Source organism: Parabacteroides sp. PFB2-10 (genome assembly GCF_029893085.1).
In the GTDB taxonomy this organism is placed as follows: Bacteria; Bacteroidota; Bacteroidia; order Bacteroidales; family Tannerellaceae; genus QVMG01.
In genome coordinates, this window is sequence record NZ_JARXWI010000004.1 from 154,940 (window position 1) to 176,378 (window position 21,439).

Here is a 21,439-nt window from a genome sequence, read left to right on the forward strand (position 1 = left end):
ATCCGGTTATTCCACTATTTCTACCTGCTCAATCACGATATTCTCCAACGGACGATCCTGACTGTTGGTCTTAGCCTGTTCAATCTTCTCGACCACTTCCATGCCTGCTACCACCTCTCCGTAAACCGTATAGTCACCATCTAAGAAAGGCGTGCCACCAACCGTTTGATATGCCTTGCGCACCTCTTCCGGCAGGGCGAAGTCGGCGACCTGTTTCTCTGCTTCCAATTGCGCCTTCCCGATAAGGGTATCACGCAAGATCATCAGTTCTTCTTTCTCTCCACTTTGGTAAAGCTCTTTGATTTTCGGTCTGTATTCCGTTTGCAGGCGGTTGAATATCTGCTGTATCAATTGGCTTTGTTTTTGCTTTTCTAATTGTTTGGTCTCCGCGTCGGAGTAGACTTTCCCGGTAACGATATAGAACTGCGAAGCCGAAGAGGCCTTCTCCGGATTCACCGCATCGCCGGTACGGGCAGCGCTTAAGGCGCCTTTCTTATGAAAGTATTTGGGATAGTTGAATTCCGCCGGTACCGTATATCCCAGGTCGCCAGCACCCAATTGTTTGTTGATCGGTGCATCCTTGGAGGTCACATCGCCCCCCTGTATCATAAACTCCCGGATCACCCGATGAAACAACAAGCCGTTGTAGGTGCCCTCCTTGGCTAATTTCAGGAAATTATCGCGATGTTGCGGCGTTTCATTATATAATGTAAGCGTGATAGCCCCCAGGGAGGTATGCAAAATCACCTTAGGTTCCGATTGATTATTCTCCATTTCGTATAGTAATTAATTGGTAATAGTCATTGACTTGATCTTGATATTCTTCAGCGGACGATCCTCTTCGTTGGTTTCGACAAACTGCATCTTCTCCACCACCTTAATACCGCTGACCACTTCGCCGAACACCGTGTATCCGCCATCCAGGTGCGGCGTGCCACCTTCATGCATATAGGCATGCCGTTGCTCCGGTGTCAGGGTCTTTCCTTCGTTCTTTTCAATCTTATCCAGTTCCATTTCCGTGAAATGCTTTCCGGTAACGATATAAAACTGGGAGGCGGAAGAGGCCTTTTCCGGATTTTCGTCGTCGCCAACACGGGCAGCACACAACGCTCCCCGCTTATGGAAGTATTGTGGATAGACAATCTCCGCCGGAACAGTGTAGCCCGGATCGCCATCGCCCAGATGGGTTTCAAGCGGTGCATTCCGTGAATTGATATCGCCTCCCTGCACCATAAACTGGCGGATTATGCGATGAAACAACAGACCCTGATACAGGTTTTCATTCACATTCTTCAGGAAATTATCCCGATGCTGTGGTGTTTCGTTATAAAGCTTCACCTTGATCTTCCCCATATCCGTATCGATCAATACCATGACCTCTTTCTCACTTTGCGCATGAACCGCGGAACATGCCAACACACATAACAACACAATAGCTAATACACGTTTCATCATCGATTTTTTTATGTGAATAATGGGCAAAAATAAGCATAAATAATAAGAATAAGGCAGACCTTTTTGGAAGTCTGCCTTATTGCGTTTGCGATTATACACTTTTTTCGATGTCTGCACCCGATTGTAATTGATCGGATGGCCATGATTCTCGATCTCAGCCTCCCGGCTGCCTCTACGGTTCGCTTTGATATAATCGAGCTGACCGTAGACCTTTTTCTTCTTTTTCATCATACATAAAATTAAAAATTCAACCCTTCTTTTCTTTATCCCAGGGATAGGTGCGCCTGGGATTCCTTGGAAACCAGCCTTTCCGTATGCGTTCTTCCTGCTCGAATACCTCTTTGATCGACCAGAAAGAAGAAAAGGCAAACACACCGCATATAGCCGACCACATCACCTGCTCGATGAAAAGAGCTGCCACAACGCCCGCGATCCCAAAGGCAAGAAAGAGCCACCAGCAGCGTGTGCCCCAGTAATATTCTGCCTTTACCACAACAGGATGAAACAATCCGATCACCAGAAAGGTGGCTATTCCTATGATCAATCCTTCAAAGTGAATCATACATTTACTGTTCTTATAGAGACAACAAAGGCATCTTGCCTTCACAAGATGCCTCCGTCTATATTGTTAGAAATCTATCTGTTTTATTCAACTGGAGCCTCCTCTTGTGCCGGAGCTTCTGTTGGTTGAGCCGTTCCGAAGTCAGGAGCGATAATGCTCGGGTCAATTGTAACCGCATCATTTACCTGTTGACGAATCTCAGACTGAGCCGCTTGCTGTCCACGTGGAATAAAAGCTGTGATCAGGATACTTAATACAATAACCGTTCCGGCTAATCCCCAAGTTGCTTTTTCTAAGAAATCGGTGGTTTTGCGAACACCCATAATCTGGTTCGAAGAAGAAAATCCTGCTGCCAGACCTCCGCCTTTCGAATTCTGAATCAACACGATCAATATCAGAAGTACTGCTGCTATCAAGATCAATACGGCAATAAATTCATACATGTTAGTTATCTTTTTTAGTGTTAATAATCAATTTTTCCAAAAATCTAATTTGGTCTGCAAAGTAAATACTTTTTTCCGGATAATTCAAGCGTAACGTTTTAATTATTTGTAAAGCTTTCTCATAACGCTTCTGTTTAACGTAGATCCGGGCCAGTGTTTCGGTGAAATAGGAATCATCCAATACCTCGTCGCCCTCCCCGTTTTCTGCCGGATCGACGGGTTGATCTGCCTCCTCTTTATCCGGTTCTTCCGGCAAAAAACGGCGGTTTGTTTCGCGTGTCTCCTCCTCCCTGATAAAAGAATCGATCAATTCCTGGTGTTGCAATGGCTTGGCGCCGGAGACCTCTTTCAACATACCCTCTTCGGTCATCGCCCAGAAAACATAATCGGAAGAGACCGATGGCTGAAACAGCAAGGTCGACTTCTGCCGATCGCTCTGTTGCTCGAAAGAGGAGAGAAACGAATCGATCAGGGAGAAATCGTCTCCCTTGTCCTCCGGTTGGTAAGCCGCCTGGGGCAATAATCCATAGCGTTCTCCTTCTATATATAGGAATAGTTTTTTTCTGTCCGGCAGATAGACCGACATCCGTTGCAACTCTTGTCCGAAACGAATATCTTCCGTCATAGCCAGGTTCTTCAGGTAAAGCGCCCGCGCGGTCTGAAACCAGGGAAAATCTTCGATAATCGCTTTCCACTCCGCGAGCGTCGTTTCCGAAAGCGGCGAAGCATCCTGCATAAACCGGTATATATCCTCTGTTTTCATGCCGATAAAGAAGTGGGGAAGTGATTACCAGTTGGCCACCGTGGCGTTAAAGATCTGGTCGTTGATCTCTTCAATGATCTCCGCGTTCAGGCTCTCTTCCACATCGTTGAGCATTTGGGTCGCCGGATATTCGCGGTAGGCAGAGAATGTCTGTTCGAAATCCTTGTCCGGCTCATGCTTGTTCGTATAACGCACCCGCACCGTCACCGTCAATTTCGAACTGGAGGCAAAAGCATCTTCCTGCACTGCCATAGGGGTTTCATCGTATCCGACAATCTCCCCTTCGATCTCCAAATCACCATTCTGTTGCACCTGCTGCAAGCGTGTTTTCCGGTTGTAGAGGTCTTTCATCTCCTCCGTCAATGTCTGTGAAAGAGGCGGATACACGCGGGGTGCCTGATTGGGGAACTCATGGATCGTGATGGTCTTGATCACATCGTAGTTGATCGACGCCGCGTTGAACTTATAGGAGATCGTGCAAGCCGTCACCAACAAAAGAGCCAGGACAACCGTTATAGCCGTTATACGTTTGATTTGCATATTTATTCGAGGTTATATTCTTTGATTTTCCGATAGAGCGTGCGTTCCGATATTCTCAGGTCGGCCGCGGCGTTTTTACGGCGACCGCTATGACGCTCCAACGCTTTGCGTATCATATCTTTCTCTACATCTTCCAATGAAAGCGCCTCCTCTTCCACCTCTTCCGCCTCCTCGATCGGCGCCTGACGCACCGCCACCGGATGGGCAGTAGGGATCGGATGCGCACTGTATTCTTCATGCTGAACAGCGGGCGGCACACTGCCTGCCATGATATCGTGTACCAGCTTTTTGAGCTCGGTCACATCCTTCTTCATGTCGAACAATACCTGGTAAAGAATCTCCCGTTCGCTATTGAACGTGCGCTGTTCGTTCTCCTGGCGCACCAATACAGGCAACTTCTGAACCGACAGATCGGGCAGGTATTCGCGCAACACCTTGGCGGTAACATCCCGGTTCTCTTCGATCACCGATAGGCGCTCGGTGATGTTTTTCAACTCGCGCACATTGCCCGGCCAGCGATAAGAGGTAAGGATATGCTTGGCCTCCTCATCCAACCGGATGGAGGGCATGTGGTATTTTTCGGCACAATCGCCGGCAAACTTACGAAACAACAACAAAATATCTTCCGCCCCGCGCTCGCGCAACGGAGGCACCTGCACAGGAACTGTGTTTAAGCGGTAATACAGGTCTTCCCGGAACTTTCCTTCGCTAACAGCCTGAATCAGGTTTACATTCGTAGCAGCTACGATACGCACATTGGTCTTCAATACCTTGGAAGAACCCACCTTGATAAATTCACCACTCTCCAACACGCGAAGCAGGCGTGCCTGGGTCGGCGTAGGCAACTCGCCTACCTCATCCAGAAAGATCGTACCGCCGTCGGCCACCTCAAAATAACCCTTTCGATCGGCCAAGGCACCGGTGAAAGAGCCTTTTTCGTGTCCGAAAAGCTCCGAATCGATTGTCCCCTCCGGAATAGCCCCGCAGTTCACAGCTATATATGCGCCATGTTTACGGGGACTGTTCTGATGGATAATCTGTGGAAAGGTTTCTTTTCCCACCCCGCTTTCCCCGCTGATCAACACGGATAGATCGGTCGGAGCCACCTGAAGAGCCACGTCGATAGCACGGAGCAACCCGGGAGCATTTCCGATAATGCCAAAACGTTGTTTTATCTGTTGTACCTCTACTTTCATACTAATTTCGATAAATGAAACTGCAATCGAAGATCGGCCTTAGCCAATTATTTCAGTTCAACTGACAAAATTACAAATTTTAGTCGGATGCCGATGGTCTCAAATGCAAAATCATTCGTATTGAATGAGTATTTATGCTTTTTAAGCAAGGTTTAGCTATTGAAATAAGGGGCTATTTGAAGGCGCAGGGCTGTTTGAGTAATCACTCTTTTTTCAACTATGCGGATATTATTTCATTCATCTCAATTAAACCTTTCGAAATTCCTCCTGTCAATATATGCAAAGCGCTTTTAAGGTAAAAAAATGTTGAATATTTTAATAGGTATTAGTTTTATGAAAAAGGTAATAGGATTGTGTTTGGTTATCTTATTGAGTGCTGTGTCGGTTTTTGCACAGGAGAAACAGCAGCGGAGAGGACCGGAACGGATGAGAGACGGAAACAGGCGCGTGGAACGCATAGAAGAAAGGTTGAAACTGGATGAGCAGCAGGCCGCTGCCTATCAGAAGCTCCAGGAGTCGATGAAAGAGAAGAGGTTGGCAGAACAAGAGAATCAAAAGGCGGAACGCGAGCAGATGAAAGCCCTGCGGGAAAAACAACACAGCCGGATGTTGGCCATGCGAAACGAATGCGACGAAGAGATGAAAAAGATACTGACGGAGGAACAATTCAAGCAGTATCAGGCAATGCAGAGGCCAAGGTTTGAGAAACAACGCCCACCCCACGAAGGGGAAATGCGTAGAGCTCCCCAGGGGGAACGGCCTCCTCACCGGAAAGAGTTCCGACACAATCGGAACATGGAAAAAGGATAATCGTTTTGTGGGTAAGAGTTATGTAAGGGGCTGTCCGAATAGGACAGCCCCTTTTTATGGTTTCAATACAACGCCTAAGCTTTTCTTTCCGTTCATCTTGGCAACAATCGGTTTTTCGAACCGCACATGCCGGAGGAAATCCGATTCATAAACGGCCGGTTGCTCGTTGAGGAAGGCCTCATCAAACCAACCATCGCCCCGGAAGGGGTTGATCGTGAAGTAACCGACGCCGAACGAAGTGAGGTTCTGGAAGAAGTGAGTGCCCTGGCTCGGATCGATCCGGTAGTTTTCCAATCCACATTCCACAATCACACGGGCATTGCTGATATGGGGCCATTTCACCGGGATGCCCAACCAATGGTCACTGCTCCCCCAACGACCGGGTCCTACCAATACATAGCCATGCTCTTTATCGGTGAACTGCCGGTTCATCTTTTCTATTTCGTAGGCGATCAACTGGTTGTTTGCCGAATTGAACGCGCTTGTTTTTACATAGACTACGTCGTACACATCGGGTATGATACCATGTCCCAACACGCTTGTCGAGAAGATAATCGTATCTTCCTGGGGAACAAACGTGAGATCCTCTTCCATGATCTCTTTGTTGTCCACGGTGGGGCGTATCTGCAACAGGTAGAAGGTCGCCTTGGAAGGATCGTTCGGGTGAATATTGACCGCAAACTCGATCTCGATCGGGCGCGCCATCTCCGCCTGTCCGATATGCAGAATCTCATCCAATGTCTGAGCCAAAGGGAATACATCGTGTTGCAGGATATTGACAAAAGAGAGGATTTTCCGCCCTCCGTCGTAGTAGCCGTCGCGGATGATCTGGTCGTACGGATCGTAGGTCGAGACAATATAGCGCAGCGACCCGTCGGTATCGGCTTCTTTTAGGGAGAGACGCAATAGGTTGAAGGCGTCGTCGACCGAGAAATGCTCCGCCAGGTTATCCAGGTCGAGCGCATAGAAGCGTGTTTGTGTTTCGCGCAAGGCGAAATCCATGGTGCTCATCTGAAGAATATTGTGCGGATGGCGGGGAGAGAAGCGGAGGGTTTGTCCCCCGTCGACAATATATTTCCCCAAGCCAAGGGCGATATTGACAATGCCGTCTTCCGCCGTTTCGTTGCCGATCGGGTAGAAGTTGAGCGAACGCCCAACGCCGGAAATCGTCGGATAGAAATGGTTGTTATAGCGTGTTCCAACGACCTCCTGCAAGACAATGGCCATTTTCTCCTGGTCGATCAGGTTGGAAGTGGCGGTCATATAGGCTTTACTGTCATTATAAAAAACAGAGGCATAGACCGCTTTGATCGCATCGCTCACCGTGCGCAGCATATCATATTTATCTTCGGTCTTGGGAACCATATAGGTCGAATAGATCCCGGCAAACGGTTGGTAGTGGGAGTCCTCGAGCAGACTGGAGGAACGCACCGCTAACGGTCCCTTCACTACGTCGAAGAAAGCCATCAAATCCTCGATCAATTCAGTCGGCAGGCTGGCACGTAGGAAATGATTCAGAATCACTTCGTCATTGTCCTCATGCAGGGCAATCGGATAAAGATCGTTGGATTCCATGAAATCGTCGAACACATCCGTACAGATCACCACCGTTTTGGGAATGGTCACGCTGAAATTCTCCCTGTCTAATTCGGGATAACGCTTCACCATCGCCCCGATAAACGCCAGACCTCTCCCTTTTCCTCCCAGCGAACCGTTGCCGATACGGGCAAAGTTACTGTATTCGTCGAAACGCTCCTTCTGGTAGACAGCGACTACCCCGGAGTTTTTCATGCGGCGGTATTGCACGATCAGGTCGAAGATCAATTGACGCGCTTCATCCATGTCTTTATAATCGCTGACATCCACATTCTTTAATACCTCCGCAGGAGGGAACATGGCGCGTGAATAGAAGAAGCGCGAGAAGTGATTGCGCGACAGGTGGTAGATCAATGACTCGTCGGGTATATCGAATATCTTCTTCTGCAAATCCTTCAGATCCTTGATGCGCATGATCTCCTCTTTGGTTTGTGGGTTGAGGATCACGAAATCACCAAAGCCGAAGTGGCGCATGATCTTCTTTTTCAGGTCCTGCGGATAGCTCTTCGAATTCTTATCGATGAAAGAGGCTTGCAGTTCTTTGGCGTATACACTGTTGGACGATTCGGACGATTCCAGGATGATGGGGATCACTAAGCCCGATTTGCGCACATAATGGCCGAACTTAAACCCGGCAAGCGGGTCTTTCATGCCGTCGTTCGTGAAGCTCATATCGGAGATAATACCCAGAATATGATTGCGGTATTGGTCGAAAATACGGACAGCCTCTTCATAGGTACGTGCCAGTTTGATCTTCGGACGACCACGCATACGCAGCGTTCGCTGGTGGTCGTTGAGCGCCTCTTTGGCAAACTCCCGGCTCTGTTCCAATACGAAACGATACAAATGCGGCAGGGCGGACGAATAGAAACGAATCGAATCTTCGACTAAGAGTATGATCTGCACACCCACACTTTCGACATCATCGGGCGCGTTCATCTTATCCTCTATCAGTTTGATGATGGCAAGCAGCAACTCCGCGTTACCCAACCAGCTGAAGATATAATCGATCGCCTCCATATCTTCGCTGGCCACGCGCTTGGAGACCTCTTTGGAAAAGGGGGTAAGCACCACGATCGGGATGGCGGGATAATGGCGTTTGATCTCTTTAGCAGCGGCAAAGATGTCCTTGTCGTCCATGTTCGGCATGCAGATGATCAATTCGAAGTTACGATCGGCCAATTCCGCCAGCGCCTCCGCTTCGGTAGTTACCTGCGTAAACCGCGGAGGGTAGCGCAGGCTGAGGGAGGTATATTCGTTGAATAGCTGTTCGTCGATGCGACCATCGTCTTCCAGCATAAAAGCATCGTATTTGGTTGCGATCAACAATACATTAAAAATACGCTTGTTCATCAGGTTCGCAAACGAGGTGTCGCGAAAAACTAAATTTTTGAAGTCTGGTATACCACTCATAGGAATTTTAACACTTTTAGTATCCAAAAGTAAGCAAAAATGTTTGCCAATCCACAAAATTGCATACATTTGTGAACATATTGTTATTCCTTTAAAACATTAAACACTATGAAGACAGATGTATTCATGAACGCCTTAGAAGCAAAGCATCCGGGAGAAAAGGAGTATTTGCAGGCAGTAAAGGAGGTTTTAATCTCCATCGAAGAAGTTTATAACCAACACCCTGAATTTGAAAAAGCGAAGATTATTGAACGCCTTGTAGAACCCGACCGTATCTTCACGTTCCGGGTGGCTTGGGTAGACGACAAAGGAGAGGTTCAGGTAAACCTGGGCTATCGTGTGCAATTCAATAACTCCATTGGCCCGTACAAGGGAGGTATTCGTTTCCATCCTTCTGTAAACCTGTCTATCTTGAAATTCTTAGGTTTTGAGCAAACATTCAAGAACGCTCTTACTACATTGCCTATGGGTGGTGGTAAAGGTGGATCGGATTTTGCACCACGCGGCAAAAGCGATGCAGAGATTATGCGTTTCTGCCAGGCCTTTATGCTGGAGTTATGGCGCGATGTAGGCCCTGATACCGATGTGCCTGCCGGAGATATCGGCGTAGGTGGTCGTGAAGTAGCTTATATGTATGGTATGTATAAGAAATTGGCACGCGAAAACACCGGTACGATGACCGGTAAAGGCATGGAGTTCGGAGGTTCTATCCTTCGTCCCGAAGCAACCGGTTTCGGCGCGCTCTATTTCGTAAAACAGATGCTCGAAGCGAATAATATCGACATAAAGGGCAAGACAGTGGCTTTGTCCGGATTCGGAAACGTAGCCTGGGGCGCCGCTCTGAAGGCCACCGAGATGGGAGCAAAGGTGGTAACTATCTCCGGTCCCGACGGATATGTGTATGATCCCGACGGCATTTCCGGTGAAAAGATCGATTATATGCTGGAACTGCGCAACTCAGGAAACGACATTGTTGAACCTTACGTGCAAGAATTCCCGAACGCACAGTTCTTTGCAGGCAAACGTCCCTGGGGGCAAAAGGTGGACATTGCGCTTCCTTGTGCTACCCAAAACGAATTGGCTGAAGAGGATGCCCGTATGCTGATCGAGAACAAGACGCTTTGCGTAGCCGAAGTATCCAATATGGGATGTACGGCAGAAGCAGCCGATCTGTTCGTAGAGCATAAGGTGTTGTTTGGCCCCGGCAAAGCAGTAAACGCAGGGGGTGTGGCTACTTCCGGTCTGGAAATGACACAGAACGCCATGCATATCTCCTGGACAGCCGAAGAGGTAGATGCTAAATTGCAGCAGATCATGACCGCTATCCACAACCAATGTGTGATGTATGGTCGCGAAGGCGAATATGTAAACTACGTGAAAGGCGCCAATGTGGCCGGCTTCATGAAGGTAGCCAAAGCGATGATGGCACAGGGTGTAATTTAATAGCGAATAAAAGCATAAGAATCATAAGGGGCGTGCCGAAAGGCAGGCCCCTTTTTGTTTGACCATACTGAAAAACACAAGTGTAAGCAGAAAAGGCTGTTTTTAGTTAAAATAGCGGCTGTTTGCTTACACTTCGCTTTGTTAAAAAATGTTTCTCCCGGGAGTTTGTGAAAATAGTCCCGGGTTTTTGCGAAAATTCTCCTGCCGAAATATCATTTTGTCATTTTGCCCTTCCCGGGAATGCCTTTCCGGGTGCCCATGGCAGGAAGGGAGAAAAAGAAGATAAATCCTTTTGTATTTACTGGAAAAACCGTACCTTTGCAAGCCGATTATTATCCGAAAATGTACTAAGAGTTTAATTCTTAATACGTTATTGTGTCAAATGTGTCCGAGCGATAACGTGAGATCAAGAAGGAGACTCGATCGAAAAATGTTTTATTAATTAATTATTTTAAAAGCAGTGGATACTTTAAGTTACAAGACCATTTCTGCAAACAAAGCAACTGTAAACAAAGAATGGGTGGTTGTAGACGCAGCCGATCAGACTTTGGGACGTCTTTGCTCAAAAGTTGCGAAACTTTTGCGCGGTAAGTACAAACCCAATTTCACCCCGCACGTTGATTGTGGTGATAATGTGATTATCATCAATGCAGAGAAAATCGTTCTGACAGGAAACAAATGGAACGATCGTATTTATTTGAGATATACCGGTTATCCCGGTGGACAGCGTGAGTTTACTCCTCAGGATCTGATGGACAAGGGAGCAGACCGTTTGTTCCGTAAAGTAGTAAAAGGTATGTTGCCTAAGAACCGTCTGGGTGCCAAGATCCTGAAAAACCTCTATGTATATGAAGGAGGCGAACATCCGCACGAAGCACAACAACCTAAGTCAATTGATATAAATTTATATAAATAATACCTATGGAAGTTGTAAATGCAATAGGAAGACGTAAAGCGGCTGTGGCTCGCGTATACGTTAGCGAAGGTACCGGAAAAATAACAATCAACAAGCGTGATCTGGAAAACTACTTCCCATCCAGCATCCTGCAGTTTGTGGTGAAACAGCCGTTAAGCAAACTGGATGTAGTTGAAAAGTATGATATCAGAATCAACCTCGACGGAGGTGGCTTCAAAGGACAATCCGAAGCAGCTCGCCTGGCAATCGCCCGCGCATTGATCAAGATCAATCCGGAAGACAAACCAGCTTTGAGAGCAGAAGGTTTCGTAACACGTGACCCACGCGAAGTGGAACGTAAGAAACCGGGACGTCCGAAAGCACGTAAGAGATTCCAGTTCAGTAAGCGTTAATGTTATTGTGAGTATCTCTTACAAAAAACAATGCGTTTAGTATCTAAATCGACAGGATTTCTTTTACATGTTGATATGTGGGAGGACTACCTGGGGATTGAACGAAACAAAGAATGTAAACGATTAAAAAACAAACCATGTCAAGAGTAAATTTTGATCAGTTATTAGAAGCCGGAGTTCACTTCGGACACTTAAAAAGAAAGTGGAACCCTGCAATGGCTCCTTATATATTCATGGAGCGCAATGGTATTCATATCATTGATTTATATAAAACAGTTGCTAAAGTAGATGAAGCTGCCGAAGTAATGAAAAACCTGGCTCGTCAGGGCAAGAAGGTGCTTTTCGTTGCTACGAAAAAACAAGCGAAACAAATCGTCGCCGATCAGGCATCAGCCGTTGGTATGCCTTACGTAATCGAACGTTGGCCGGGTGGTATGTTGACCAACTTCCCGACAATCCGTAAAGCGATCAAGAAGATGACAACGATCGACAAGATGACGAAAGATGGTACATTCGATAATCTGTCTAAGAGAGAAAAACTGCAAATCACCCGCCAGCGTGCGAAATTGGAAAAGACATTGGGCTCTATCGTAGACCTGACTCGTCTGCCTTCCGCTTTGTTCGTAGTGGACGTGATGAAAGAACATATTGCCGTACGCGAAGCAAACCGTCTGGGTATTCCCGTATTTGCTATGGTAGATACCAACTCGGATCCGCATAACATTGACTATGTGATCCCGGCAAACGACGATGCTTCTAAATCGGTAGAGGTAATCGTAGGCGCTATCTGTCAGGCTATGAAAGAAGGGCTGGAAGAACGCAAAGCGGAAAAAGTAGATACGGAAGCTGCCGGTGAAGGGGAAGCTCCACGCAGAGAACGTCGTACACGTGCTGCCGTGAAGAAAAACCCGAAAGCGGAAGGTGAAGTAGAAGAGGAAGTGGAAGAAGAAGTGGTTGAAGCACCGGAAGCTGCAGTAGAAGAAGCACCGGAAGTAGCCGCTGAAGCTGAAGCAAAAGAAGAAGAATAATAAACCCGTAAATTAGAAAGGAATAAATACTATGGCTGTTACTATGGCTGACATTTCCAAACTGCGCAAAATGAGCGGAGCTGGAATGATGGATTGTAAAAATGCTTTAGCAGAATCAGAAGGTGATTTCGACAAAGCAATGGAGATCATTCGTAAGAAAGGACAAGCTGTGGCTGCAAAACGTTCTGACCGCGAAGCGGCTGAAGGTTGTGTATTGGCACAGGATAATGGTGAATTTGCCGCTATTGTTGCCCTGAAGTGTGAAACTGACTTCGTTGCCAAAGGGGAAGAATTCATCGGGCTGACACAGACTATTCTGAACGTTGCCGCAGACAAGAAGCCGGCTTCTCTGGAAGAGTTGACCGCTGCTCCGTTGGCTGACGGACGTGCTATCCAGGATCATATCACAGACCGTATCGGGGTAACCGGCGAAAAAATGGAACTTGGTTTCTATGAATTCGTGAAAGGTGCTTATACGGTATCTTATATCCACCCGGGAAACAAGTTGGCTACCATCGTTGCTTTCAACCAAGTGGTAGACCGTCAGGTAGCTCGCGACGTGGCTATGCAGGTGGCTGCTATGAATCCGGTGGCTGTTGCTCCGGCGGAAGTAAGCCAGAAGATCATCGATCAGGAAATGGAAATTGCCCGCGACAAAGCTCGTCAGGCTGGTAAAGCTGAAAACCTGTTGGATCGTATCGCAGAAGGCGCTATGCAGAAATTCTACAAAGAGAATACGCTGTTGCAGCAGGAATTCGTGAAAGATAACAAACTGACTATCGACCAGTATCTGAAACAACAGAACAAAGAGTTGACAGTTGTTGCTTTCAAACGCGTAACATTGAATGTAGATTAATTCTATTTCGATTATAAAAAAGAAAAAGCCGGATCATGTCCGGCTTTTTTTATGCGAAATGGTTTGTTGTATGACCGAATTACCAGACGAAGTCATGGGTGTAATGGCTCTCATTGCCGGCGCCGTCTTTTACGGTAAGCGTTAGTGTGTGGGCGCCGCGGGTGAGTTTTTCTTTATCGAAGCGATAGGTGAGCACGGAGCGGTTGTTCATTTCAAACAGGATGTACTGCCCGTCTATCTCGCCTCGGTAGCTGTTGATCCCGCTCAGGCTGTCGGAGAGGCGGAAGTTGAATTGTTGCTTCCGGATCCAATTGGCCGGGTCGAGGGGGGTGATGGTGGGCGGTTGATTGTCGATGTCGATGGAGTAGTTGCCCAGTTCGTGGATGGTTGCGTCGATCCAACCGTTGCGGTAGCTGCCGCCAACCCACGAACGGCGTCCTTTCTGGATGCGCACGATACCGTATTGTTGTTTGTTTTCCAAGGTGTCTTTGTCTAACCGCAGGGAGAGTTGTGCCTGTTGATGGAAGGCAAGCGGCTTGTCGTGCAGCTGATGGATGGGTGCCAACGCCGAACTGTCTTCTTTCGCTTCGTATTTGAAATAAAAGGTGTCGTACAGGTTGCCCCGGGGAATAGTCAGGCGGATGCCTTTGGCTCCGAAACGGTTGTCGGATCCCCAGAAGAAGAGTTCGCGGCCGGTGGTTTCCGGGGCGGGGATGTCCTGTTCTTTCCCTTCCACCCGGATGGCAAGGCGCGTTTGATTGCCCATACCGTCGGTCAGGATATATTCCAGGTGGTAGGTGCGTTCCTCCTGGATCGTCAGATAGCCCCGGTTGCGGCTCCCGATAAAGCGCAATTTATTCCCCGGCTCTACAAAACTTTTCATATAGAACGAACGACGGTCGATCCACTCTTCGTAGTCGATAAAACTGTTTATATAGCGCGACTCATCGAAGGCATACCGGTCGATATAGCTCCGGTAGAGGGTGTCGCCATCGGCTTTTAATACAATCTCTTTGACGCCATACACGTTGTGGGTGTTATCCATATAATCGTAGGCTTTGACAGCTATGCCAATCTTTCCCCAGGCCTGAATCGTGCCGACAAGGGTTTGCGCACCGTCCCGAGGGGTGAACTGTTTGTATTCCCGTTTGCGTTTACTATCGTTGATCACTCCTTCTCCTTCGACCGGATAAAACATAACGCCCTGAATACGCGGCGGGCGCTTGTCGGTCAGTTGCCTGCTGAAATAGGGTAGGGGGTCGAGTATCTCTTCCGACTTGGTATCGCGCACTTCGAAATGGAGGTGGGGACCGCCCGAACTGCCGGTGTTTCCGCTCAGGGCGATCACCTCTCCCCGGCGCACCGGAAACCGGTCGGCAGCCGGATGCAGGTTGACATTAAAACGTTCCTGTTCGTATTGTTGCTCTTTGACGTAGGCGGCAATCGAATCGGTAAAGCGGAGTAGGTGGCCATAGACCGTGGTCGTGCCATCGGGATGATCCAGGTAGAGAGCATTTCCATACCCACCGGGACTCACCGAGATGCGCGATACATAGCCCTCTTTCACGGCGTGTGTCGGTTTCCCTTCGGCCCCCTGCGTCTTGAAATCGATCCCCGCATGGAAATGATTCGAACGCAGCTCTCCGAAATTGCCACTCAATAGGATCGGGAAATTGAACGGATTGGGTAACTCCTGCGCACGCACTTGATGGATGAACGTCGTGGCACATACTAAACACACGAAAAGGATGGCCTGTTTTCTTGTTTTCATATCTACAGGCAAAAGTAGGGAATTTTTATTCTTTCTTGTTGTGACTATCACATTTGTAACATTTTTTGCACATTTGTCGCATAGGGTACAAATGGGATAGTCGGGGTATTTTATATGCTTCAAAACATGTTTTAATGTTAAATAATGCAAATAATATTCATTTTATGTCGGAAAGTTATGTTTTGTAACATAAAAGGCTTTATATTTGCACTGTGTTTTTCATGGTATTAGATTTAAGGTTAACAATGAAGATTGGGCTGTCGGGATGACAGTCTTTTCTGTTTTATAGGGGTAGGGTTCGTTCTTCCCCTTTTTTTATGCCTGTTTTCTCCCTTAAATCTTACACAAATTGAATCGACTTGTGATGTAATGATTCAAGAATCCAACGGTAATGTGAATAAAAGTTAACACGTCCATTCTCGGTGAACCTCTCAATTTACGATTTGTAATTTCCGCACGACTTTGCGCGCAAAAAAGCGGGACTTTGGAGACAAACTCCCGGGAGAAACACTTTTTAACGTATGGATTTGTAAGCAAAACGGGCGTTTTGCTTACAATCGCTATTTTAACATTTCAGGAGTTGGGGTGCGAAAATGAACGGTGGGATCTTCAAATGGGAAAGAAATTGAAGATACAAGGTATATCAGATCAGTATCTAAAAGCTCCCCTTCTTAGAAAAGAAGGGGGGACCGCTGCTTGCAGCGGTGGGGTAATTTGAATTCTTTATAAATGTTTTTCCTATTTCTTTGATAGTCACAAATACACAAAACAGAACAAATGTATGATTTTAAATACATCAAACTACCCCACCATCGCAAGCGATGGTCCACCCCCTTCTTTTCTAAGAAGGGGAGCCTTGGATAGTGATTTCTATAACCTTCACATTTTCCCATACTTGAATCCCCCCCATCTTCAAACATACATTATATAAATAGGCAAATCGGTCGCAACAATAGAAAATGAAAATCTTATCCAGCGTGAGAATAAATTGGCAATGTGCCGAGAGTGCGAAAATGTCCATAGTGTTTCTTTGTGTTCTCCGCATTTGACCTTTTCCGTTTCTCCGTGTTTTATATACATTATATATTACTATGACCCTCACCTCTGAGGGGATTCTTTCGGATTTTTTTCTTAGAAACAGGGTAAGTAACGATTAGAAACTTCTGAAAACGAGGATTTCATGCCGCTTTCCGAGATTTTTTTAAAGAATTTAACAAAATAATGCGCTAAAATATTTATTTAAACAAAAAATTATTATTTTTGCGATAGTTGCCGGCAGTCCGGAGAGGATTTTCAAGGTTAACATAAGGGATAAATATCTGTTTAATCACACATATAAAAGATGTTTATACCCACAGTACAAACCATAAGGAGTTCTTATAAGACTATGTTAGAATCACAGAGAGAGAGATTATCTATATATAAGTTTAATAAAAAGAGTGTATTTATGATGAAAAAATTGACTTATTTACTCCTATGCCTCGTGATGGGGATAGGAATTACAAACGCTCAGACTACCAGAGTAACCGGTACGGTATTATCTGCTGAAGATAATGAGCCTATTATCGGAGCTTCGGTTAGCGTTAAAGGAACTACCGTTGGTAATGTTACAGACTTTGACGGGAAATTTGAATTAAATGTTCCGGCAAATGCTAAAACATTGGTTATTTCATATATTGGTATGAAAACCATTGAAGTTGCTGTAAAACCAACACTGACAGTACATATGAGTTCGGATACTCAGCTGCTGGATGAAGTGATGGTGGTTGCTTATGGTACTGCAACAAAGAGATCTTTTACCGGATCGGCTGCGCAGGTGTCAGGAGAAAAAATATCCAACAAAAATGCTTCTGATCTAACAAAAGCCCTCCAAGGAGAGGTTGCAGGTGTCCAGGTGTATACTACGACAGGACAACCCGGTCAAACTTCAGCCATACGAATCAGAGGTATTAGCGGAATAAACTCCAGTCAAGCTCCGTTGTATGTAGTGGACGGAGTTCCTTATGGAGCAGAAATCAGTGGTATCAATCCTTCGGATATTGAATCGACAACAGTCTTGAAAGATGCGACAGCAGCAGCTCTCTATGGTTCGCGTGCGGCAAATGGCGTTGTCCTTATTACGACCAAAAAAGGGAATAAGGGTAAAACAAGAGTAGAAGCAGAGGTGAAATATGGTGTTAATACCCGTATCATACCTTTGTATGATATGCTGGAAGATCCGGAACGATTCATTGAGATAACCTGGGAAGGTATTAAAAACAAATATATGTATAGAAATGCCAATCCGAAAGATGAGGCAACCGCTATCGAATGGGCTGGTGATGATCTTTTCGATATGGATTATGGGATTGACCCACATTATAATATGTGGAACGCTGATGGCAATAAGCTAATTGATCCGGCAACAGGTAAATTCATGAGTGGCGTTCAACGCAAATACACTCCGGAAAAATGGTCTGACCATATCTTCCGTACCGGTCAAAAGATGGAAGCTGACGTTAGGATTTCCGGTGGGTCAGACAAAACTACCTATTTCACATCCTTGGGATACTTAAAAGACGAAGGTTATTATATCGAATCAGATTTCGAAAGATTCTCTGCCAGAGGAAATGTTAATACAGATGTTACATCCTGGTTGAAACACGCTATGAACCTTTCCTATTCTTACATGAATACAAACAACCCGGGTCAGTCTGATAGTCAGATGAACAACGGATTCCAGTTTGTGAATTATATGCCGTCGCTTTATCCTGTATTTTATAGAGATGAAAACGGTGAAAAGGTTGTTGATGATGTGGTTGGAGGATACTTGTATGATTATGGGATGACAGCAGGATCTGGTCGTTCGTATGCTTCAGGGATTAATCCTGTTGGAGCTCTTAAATTGGATGTTGACCAAACTACCGTGCATCAATTTGTCGGTAACACGATGTTTGAAGCCCGCTTTTTGAATGATTTTAAAGCAGATGTCAGTATTGGTCTACAATATTTAGGTAATAGCAGAGATCGGTTGACAAACCCATATTATGGAGACGCTAAAGGTTTGGGACGTATTCGGAAAACTCAATCGTCTTATCTGGGTTTCTCCTCTACGCAAAAACTTTCTTATTCAAAAAGTTTTGACAGACACAATATTGATGTGTTTGTTGCTCATGAATCAAATCTTCAGAAAGTGTCAATGATAGATGGTTCTAAATCGTTGCTGGTTCGTCCGAAGAATACAGAATGGTCCAATGCAGTTATTATGGGTTGGATGGATTCCGACACGTACGGTTTTGCCGTTGAAAGCTATTTCGGACAGGTTCGTTATGACTTTGATGATAAATATCATTTTAATGCCTCTATCCGTCGCGACGGTAGTTCCCGTTTTATGGATGGAAACCGCTGGGGTACTTTTGGATCTATTGGCGGTGCCTGGTTGATCACACGTGAAGACTTTATGCAAAATGCCGACTGGTTGAAAGAACTTAAGCTAAAGGCCAGCTGGGGAAAGATAGGTAATCAGGATTTAAGTATTGCAACAGCTACAGCCAACTATCATCCTTTCCGTGACCTTTATTCCATTTCGAACATGAATGATAAACCCTCTTTCTCTTTTGCTTATAAAGGAAACCCGGATTTGACATGGGAGAAAACAAGCATGTGGAATGCAGGATTGGAATTCAATCTTATTGATATTTTTGAGGGAGAAATTGAGTACTTCAATAAAACAACAACAGATCTTTTGTTCTACAAACAGGTAGCTCCTTCTTTGGGATATGCTTCTGTTCCGGTGAATGATGGTAAATTAGCCAGTTCGGGTTGGGAATTCAATTTGTTGACACATGTTGTTAATACCAATGATTTCAAATTTGATTTTCGTCTGAATGGTGCATTCTATAAGAATGAAATGTTGGAGATGCCGATTGATGACACGACAGGACAACCTAAACCTGTGGAGCTGAGAGGTTCTTACGCATGGGCTAAAGGCCGTGGTATCAGAGATTTCTATTTAAGAGAATATGCTGGTGTAGATTCGGAAACAGGATTAGCGCTTTTCAATCAATATTATAATGTGAAAGCTGATGGAACAAAGGAAGTTATCCATGAAATGGAAACCTATAAAAGCAAAAATACCATCGGAAAATTAGAGAAAGAGACCACTTCTGATTATGCCGAAGCGACGCAATTGTTTGTTGGTAAATCTTCTATGCCTACCGTTTCCGGAGGTTTCGGACTGGATATGGATTATAAAGGGATCACTTTAAATGCTACATTTACCTATTCTTTGGGTGGCTATGCGATGGATGTTGTTTACGCCGGTTTAATGGGTGATAATACTCCCGGATCGCGTAACTGGCACCCGGATATTGAAAAACGTTGGCTGAAACCGGGCGACATAACAGACGTGCCTCGTTTGATGGCTGGTTACGATTCTTATACAAACACAACAGGATCGGATCGCTTCTTGACAAGCCGTTCTTATTTAAACCTGGCAAATGTACGTTTAGGATATACTTTCCCGAAATCAATCATGAATAAGATCAAATTAAACGGTTTATCCGTCTATGTGTCGGGAGATAACCTGTTTGTGATGTCGGCTCGTGCTGGATTTGTATCTATGGCAAGTGTGGACGGAGAGTCGAACAGAAGCCAATATGTACCTTTAAGTACTATTATGGGAGGAATTAAAGTAGAATTCTAATAAAAAAAACAGAAAGTCTTATGAAAAAATATATAAAAATAGCAGGTGTCGCCTTATTGACACTGTCATTGACCGGCTGTTCGGATAGCTTTCTTTCGCAATTCGAGCCGCAAGGTTATATTTCCCAGGAACAACTGGAAGAAAATGCAAAATGGAATACTAATATTATGTTAGGCCAAGCAGCAGGTATTACTGCCACTTCTTTTGCAATGGGAACGGGAGGTACGGATAACCATGATGATTTTGGACAGAAATCGATCGATATAGCAACTGATTTAATGTCAGGAGATATGGTGATGAAAGGAGAAACCTACGGATGGTTTAGCGCCGATGCCCGGTTAATTAATAATACGAAAGACAGGACACGTCGTACATATATGGCATGGCGTTATTATTTCCAGGTGATAAAAGCTGCCAATTCTATCTTTGATACCGTTGGTGGTGATGGAAAGATGCCAGACGAAGGTAGCAATCGGGTATATTATGGTCAGGCAAAAGCTTTCCGCGCTTATGCTTACTTCAATATGGTGAACTTGTATGCCCGCCCATACGATGTGGCAAAAAATGAAAAAGCGCTTCCTATTTATACTTCACAGCTTACGGCAGAAACGTCAGTTCTTTCTACTGTTGATGAAATATACACATTTATCATCAATGATTTAAAAGAGGCTATTACAGCTTTGGATGGAGCAAGAAGGACAGATAAGGGTGCTCCCGATGTAGATGTAGCAAGAGGTTTATTGGCCTATGCCTATTTGAGTAAAGGCGATTATGCATTAGCTGCAGAGCAGGCTTTAGCCGTAATCGACAGAGGTGCCTATCCTTTAATGACTAAGCAGGAGCTTCTAACTACAGGATTTGCATCTATTGATATCCCCGAATTTATGTGGTGTATCGATTTAACGAAAGATAATTCTCCGGCTCTTCCTACTTTCTGGGGACATGTAGACCTTTTTACTTATAGCTATGCGGCTGCTGGGGATTTAAAAATGATTCCGGATAATTTGTACAAAGAAATTCCTGCAACGGATATCCGTAAAGGATGGTTCTTTTCAAACTCAAGCTCAGGCTATTATTTAGCGCCGATAGGTAAATTCTTTGACAAAGGGAGAGCGGTTATGGGAGACCGCTTGTGGGAAAATGACGAAGTATATATGCGTACTGCAGAGATGTATCTGATTGCATCCGAAGCCAGCCTGCGTGCCGGTGATCTGGCAACAGCTAAAACTGTTATTGCAGAACTTTTGGCTGATCGGGATGAGGTAGCGGCAGCTGCTGTTGAAACGATGACCAGTGAAGAATTACTGGAACTTCTCTATTTCAACTGGCGTGTTGAAATGTGGGGCGAAGGTCGTGGTTTGTTGACGATGAAACGTTTCAAAAAAACAGTAGTACGTGGTGCTAACGATTTTGCTTATAAAGGTGAAAGTTTCAGCTATGATGATTCTCGTTTTTATTTCGAAATACCGGAAAGAGAAATTACGAACAATCCTAACTTGTAATCTTTCTATTGCATAAAAGGAGGGAACCTTAGTGTCTTCTAAGGTTCCCTTTTTAATTACTAAATATAC

The 21,439-nt window shown here is 45.5% G+C and carries 17 protein-coding genes; 8 read left to right on the forward strand and 9 right to left on the reverse strand.

Annotated elements, in window-relative coordinates:
• Nucleotides 1-6 precede the first annotated feature (6 nt).
• From M2137_RS05135 to M2137_RS05165, 7 genes are all read right to left on the reverse strand, one after another.
• A complete protein-coding gene (locus M2137_RS05135) occupies nt 7-774 on the reverse strand; it encodes a peptidylprolyl isomerase (RefSeq protein ID WP_280765394.1) in 768 nt (255 codons plus the stop codon).
• 12 nt (nt 775-786) lie between these two features.
• Complete coding sequence (locus tag M2137_RS05140) at nt 787-1,452, reverse strand: peptidylprolyl isomerase (RefSeq protein ID WP_280765498.1); 666 nt, start codon at nt 1,450-1,452, stop codon at nt 787-789.
• A gap of 250 nt (nt 1,453-1,702) precedes the next feature.
• Nucleotides 1,703-2,017: a DUF4491 family protein gene (locus tag M2137_RS05145; RefSeq protein WP_280765395.1), complete on the reverse strand. Its 315-nt coding sequence runs from the start codon at nt 2,015-2,017 to the stop codon at nt 1,703-1,705.
• Between the two features lie 83 nt (nt 2,018-2,100).
• Nucleotides 2,101-2,460, reverse strand: a complete 360-nt coding sequence (gene secG, locus M2137_RS05150; protein WP_280765396.1) for a preprotein translocase subunit SecG — start codon at nt 2,458-2,460, stop codon at nt 2,101-2,103.
• A 1-nt stretch (nt 2,461) separates the two neighbouring features.
• Nucleotides 2,462-3,223 carry a hypothetical protein gene (locus tag M2137_RS05155; RefSeq protein WP_280765397.1) on the reverse strand — a complete coding sequence of 254 codons (762 nt, stop codon included), beginning with the start codon at nt 3,221-3,223 and terminating at the stop codon, nt 2,462-2,464.
• Nucleotides 3,224-3,247: 24 nt separating this feature from the next.
• Entirely contained in the window at nt 3,248-3,763 is a 516-nt protein-coding gene (locus tag M2137_RS05160) for an LptE family protein (protein WP_280765398.1), read from the reverse strand.
• A gap of 2 nt (nt 3,764-3,765) precedes the next feature.
• Nucleotides 3,766-4,959, reverse strand: a complete 1,194-nt coding sequence (locus tag M2137_RS05165) for a sigma-54 dependent transcriptional regulator (protein WP_280765399.1) — start codon at nt 4,957-4,959, stop codon at nt 3,766-3,768.
• A 333-nt stretch (nt 4,960-5,292) separates the two neighbouring features.
• Between M2137_RS05165 and M2137_RS05170 the strand changes: the two genes are divergently transcribed.
• A complete protein-coding gene (locus M2137_RS05170; protein WP_280765400.1) occupies nt 5,293-5,769 on the forward strand; it encodes a hypothetical protein in 477 nt (158 codons plus the stop codon).
• Nucleotides 5,770-5,823: 54 nt separating this feature from the next.
• On the opposite strand, the gene M2137_RS05175 is transcribed toward M2137_RS05170, so the two are convergent.
• A complete protein-coding gene (locus M2137_RS05175; protein WP_280765401.1) occupies nt 5,824-8,778 on the reverse strand; it encodes a PEP/pyruvate-binding domain-containing protein in 2,955 nt (984 codons plus the stop codon).
• Between the two features lie 108 nt (nt 8,779-8,886).
• Between M2137_RS05175 and gdhA the strand changes: the two genes are divergently transcribed.
• From gdhA to tsf, 5 genes are all read left to right on the forward strand, one after another.
• Nucleotides 8,887-10,221 carry an NADP-specific glutamate dehydrogenase gene (gene gdhA / locus M2137_RS05180; protein ID WP_280765402.1) on the forward strand — a complete coding sequence of 445 codons (1,335 nt, stop codon included), beginning with the start codon at nt 8,887-8,889 and terminating at the stop codon, nt 10,219-10,221.
• Nucleotides 10,222-10,681: 460 nt separating this feature from the next.
• On the forward strand, nt 10,682-11,137 hold the full coding sequence (gene rplM / locus M2137_RS05185) for a 50S ribosomal protein L13 (RefSeq protein WP_280765403.1): 456 nt from the start codon (nt 10,682-10,684) through the stop codon (nt 11,135-11,137).
• Between the two features lie 5 nt (nt 11,138-11,142).
• Nucleotides 11,143-11,529 (forward strand): 30S ribosomal protein S9, encoded by a 387-nt coding sequence (rpsI, locus tag M2137_RS05190; protein WP_280765404.1) that lies wholly within the window; start codon nt 11,143-11,145, stop codon nt 11,527-11,529.
• A 137-nt stretch (nt 11,530-11,666) separates the two neighbouring features.
• Nucleotides 11,667-12,557 carry a 30S ribosomal protein S2 gene (gene rpsB, locus M2137_RS05195; protein WP_280765405.1) on the forward strand — a complete coding sequence of 297 codons (891 nt, stop codon included), beginning with the start codon at nt 11,667-11,669 and terminating at the stop codon, nt 12,555-12,557.
• Nucleotides 12,558-12,588: 31 nt separating this feature from the next.
• Nucleotides 12,589-13,413 (forward strand): translation elongation factor Ts, encoded by an 825-nt coding sequence (gene tsf / locus M2137_RS05200; RefSeq protein WP_280765406.1) that lies wholly within the window; start codon nt 12,589-12,591, stop codon nt 13,411-13,413.
• Nucleotides 13,414-13,492: 79 nt separating this feature from the next.
• Here tsf and M2137_RS05205 read toward each other — a convergent pair whose 3' ends face one another.
• On the reverse strand, nt 13,493-15,184 hold the full coding sequence (locus M2137_RS05205) for a M23 family metallopeptidase (protein WP_280765407.1): 1,692 nt from the start codon (nt 15,182-15,184) through the stop codon (nt 13,493-13,495).
• A gap of 1,447 nt (nt 15,185-16,631) precedes the next feature.
• On the opposite strand from M2137_RS05205, the gene M2137_RS05210 reads away from it, so the two are divergent.
• Together M2137_RS05210 and M2137_RS05215 are read left to right on the forward strand one after the other, a co-directional pair.
• On the forward strand, nt 16,632-19,868 hold the full coding sequence (locus M2137_RS05210) for a TonB-dependent receptor (protein WP_280765408.1): 3,237 nt from the start codon (nt 16,632-16,634) through the stop codon (nt 19,866-19,868).
• A gap of 20 nt (nt 19,869-19,888) precedes the next feature.
• Nucleotides 19,889-21,370 (forward strand): RagB/SusD family nutrient uptake outer membrane protein, encoded by a 1,482-nt coding sequence (locus M2137_RS05215; protein ID WP_280765409.1) that lies wholly within the window; start codon nt 19,889-19,891, stop codon nt 21,368-21,370.
• Nucleotides 21,371-21,439 lie beyond the last annotated feature (69 nt).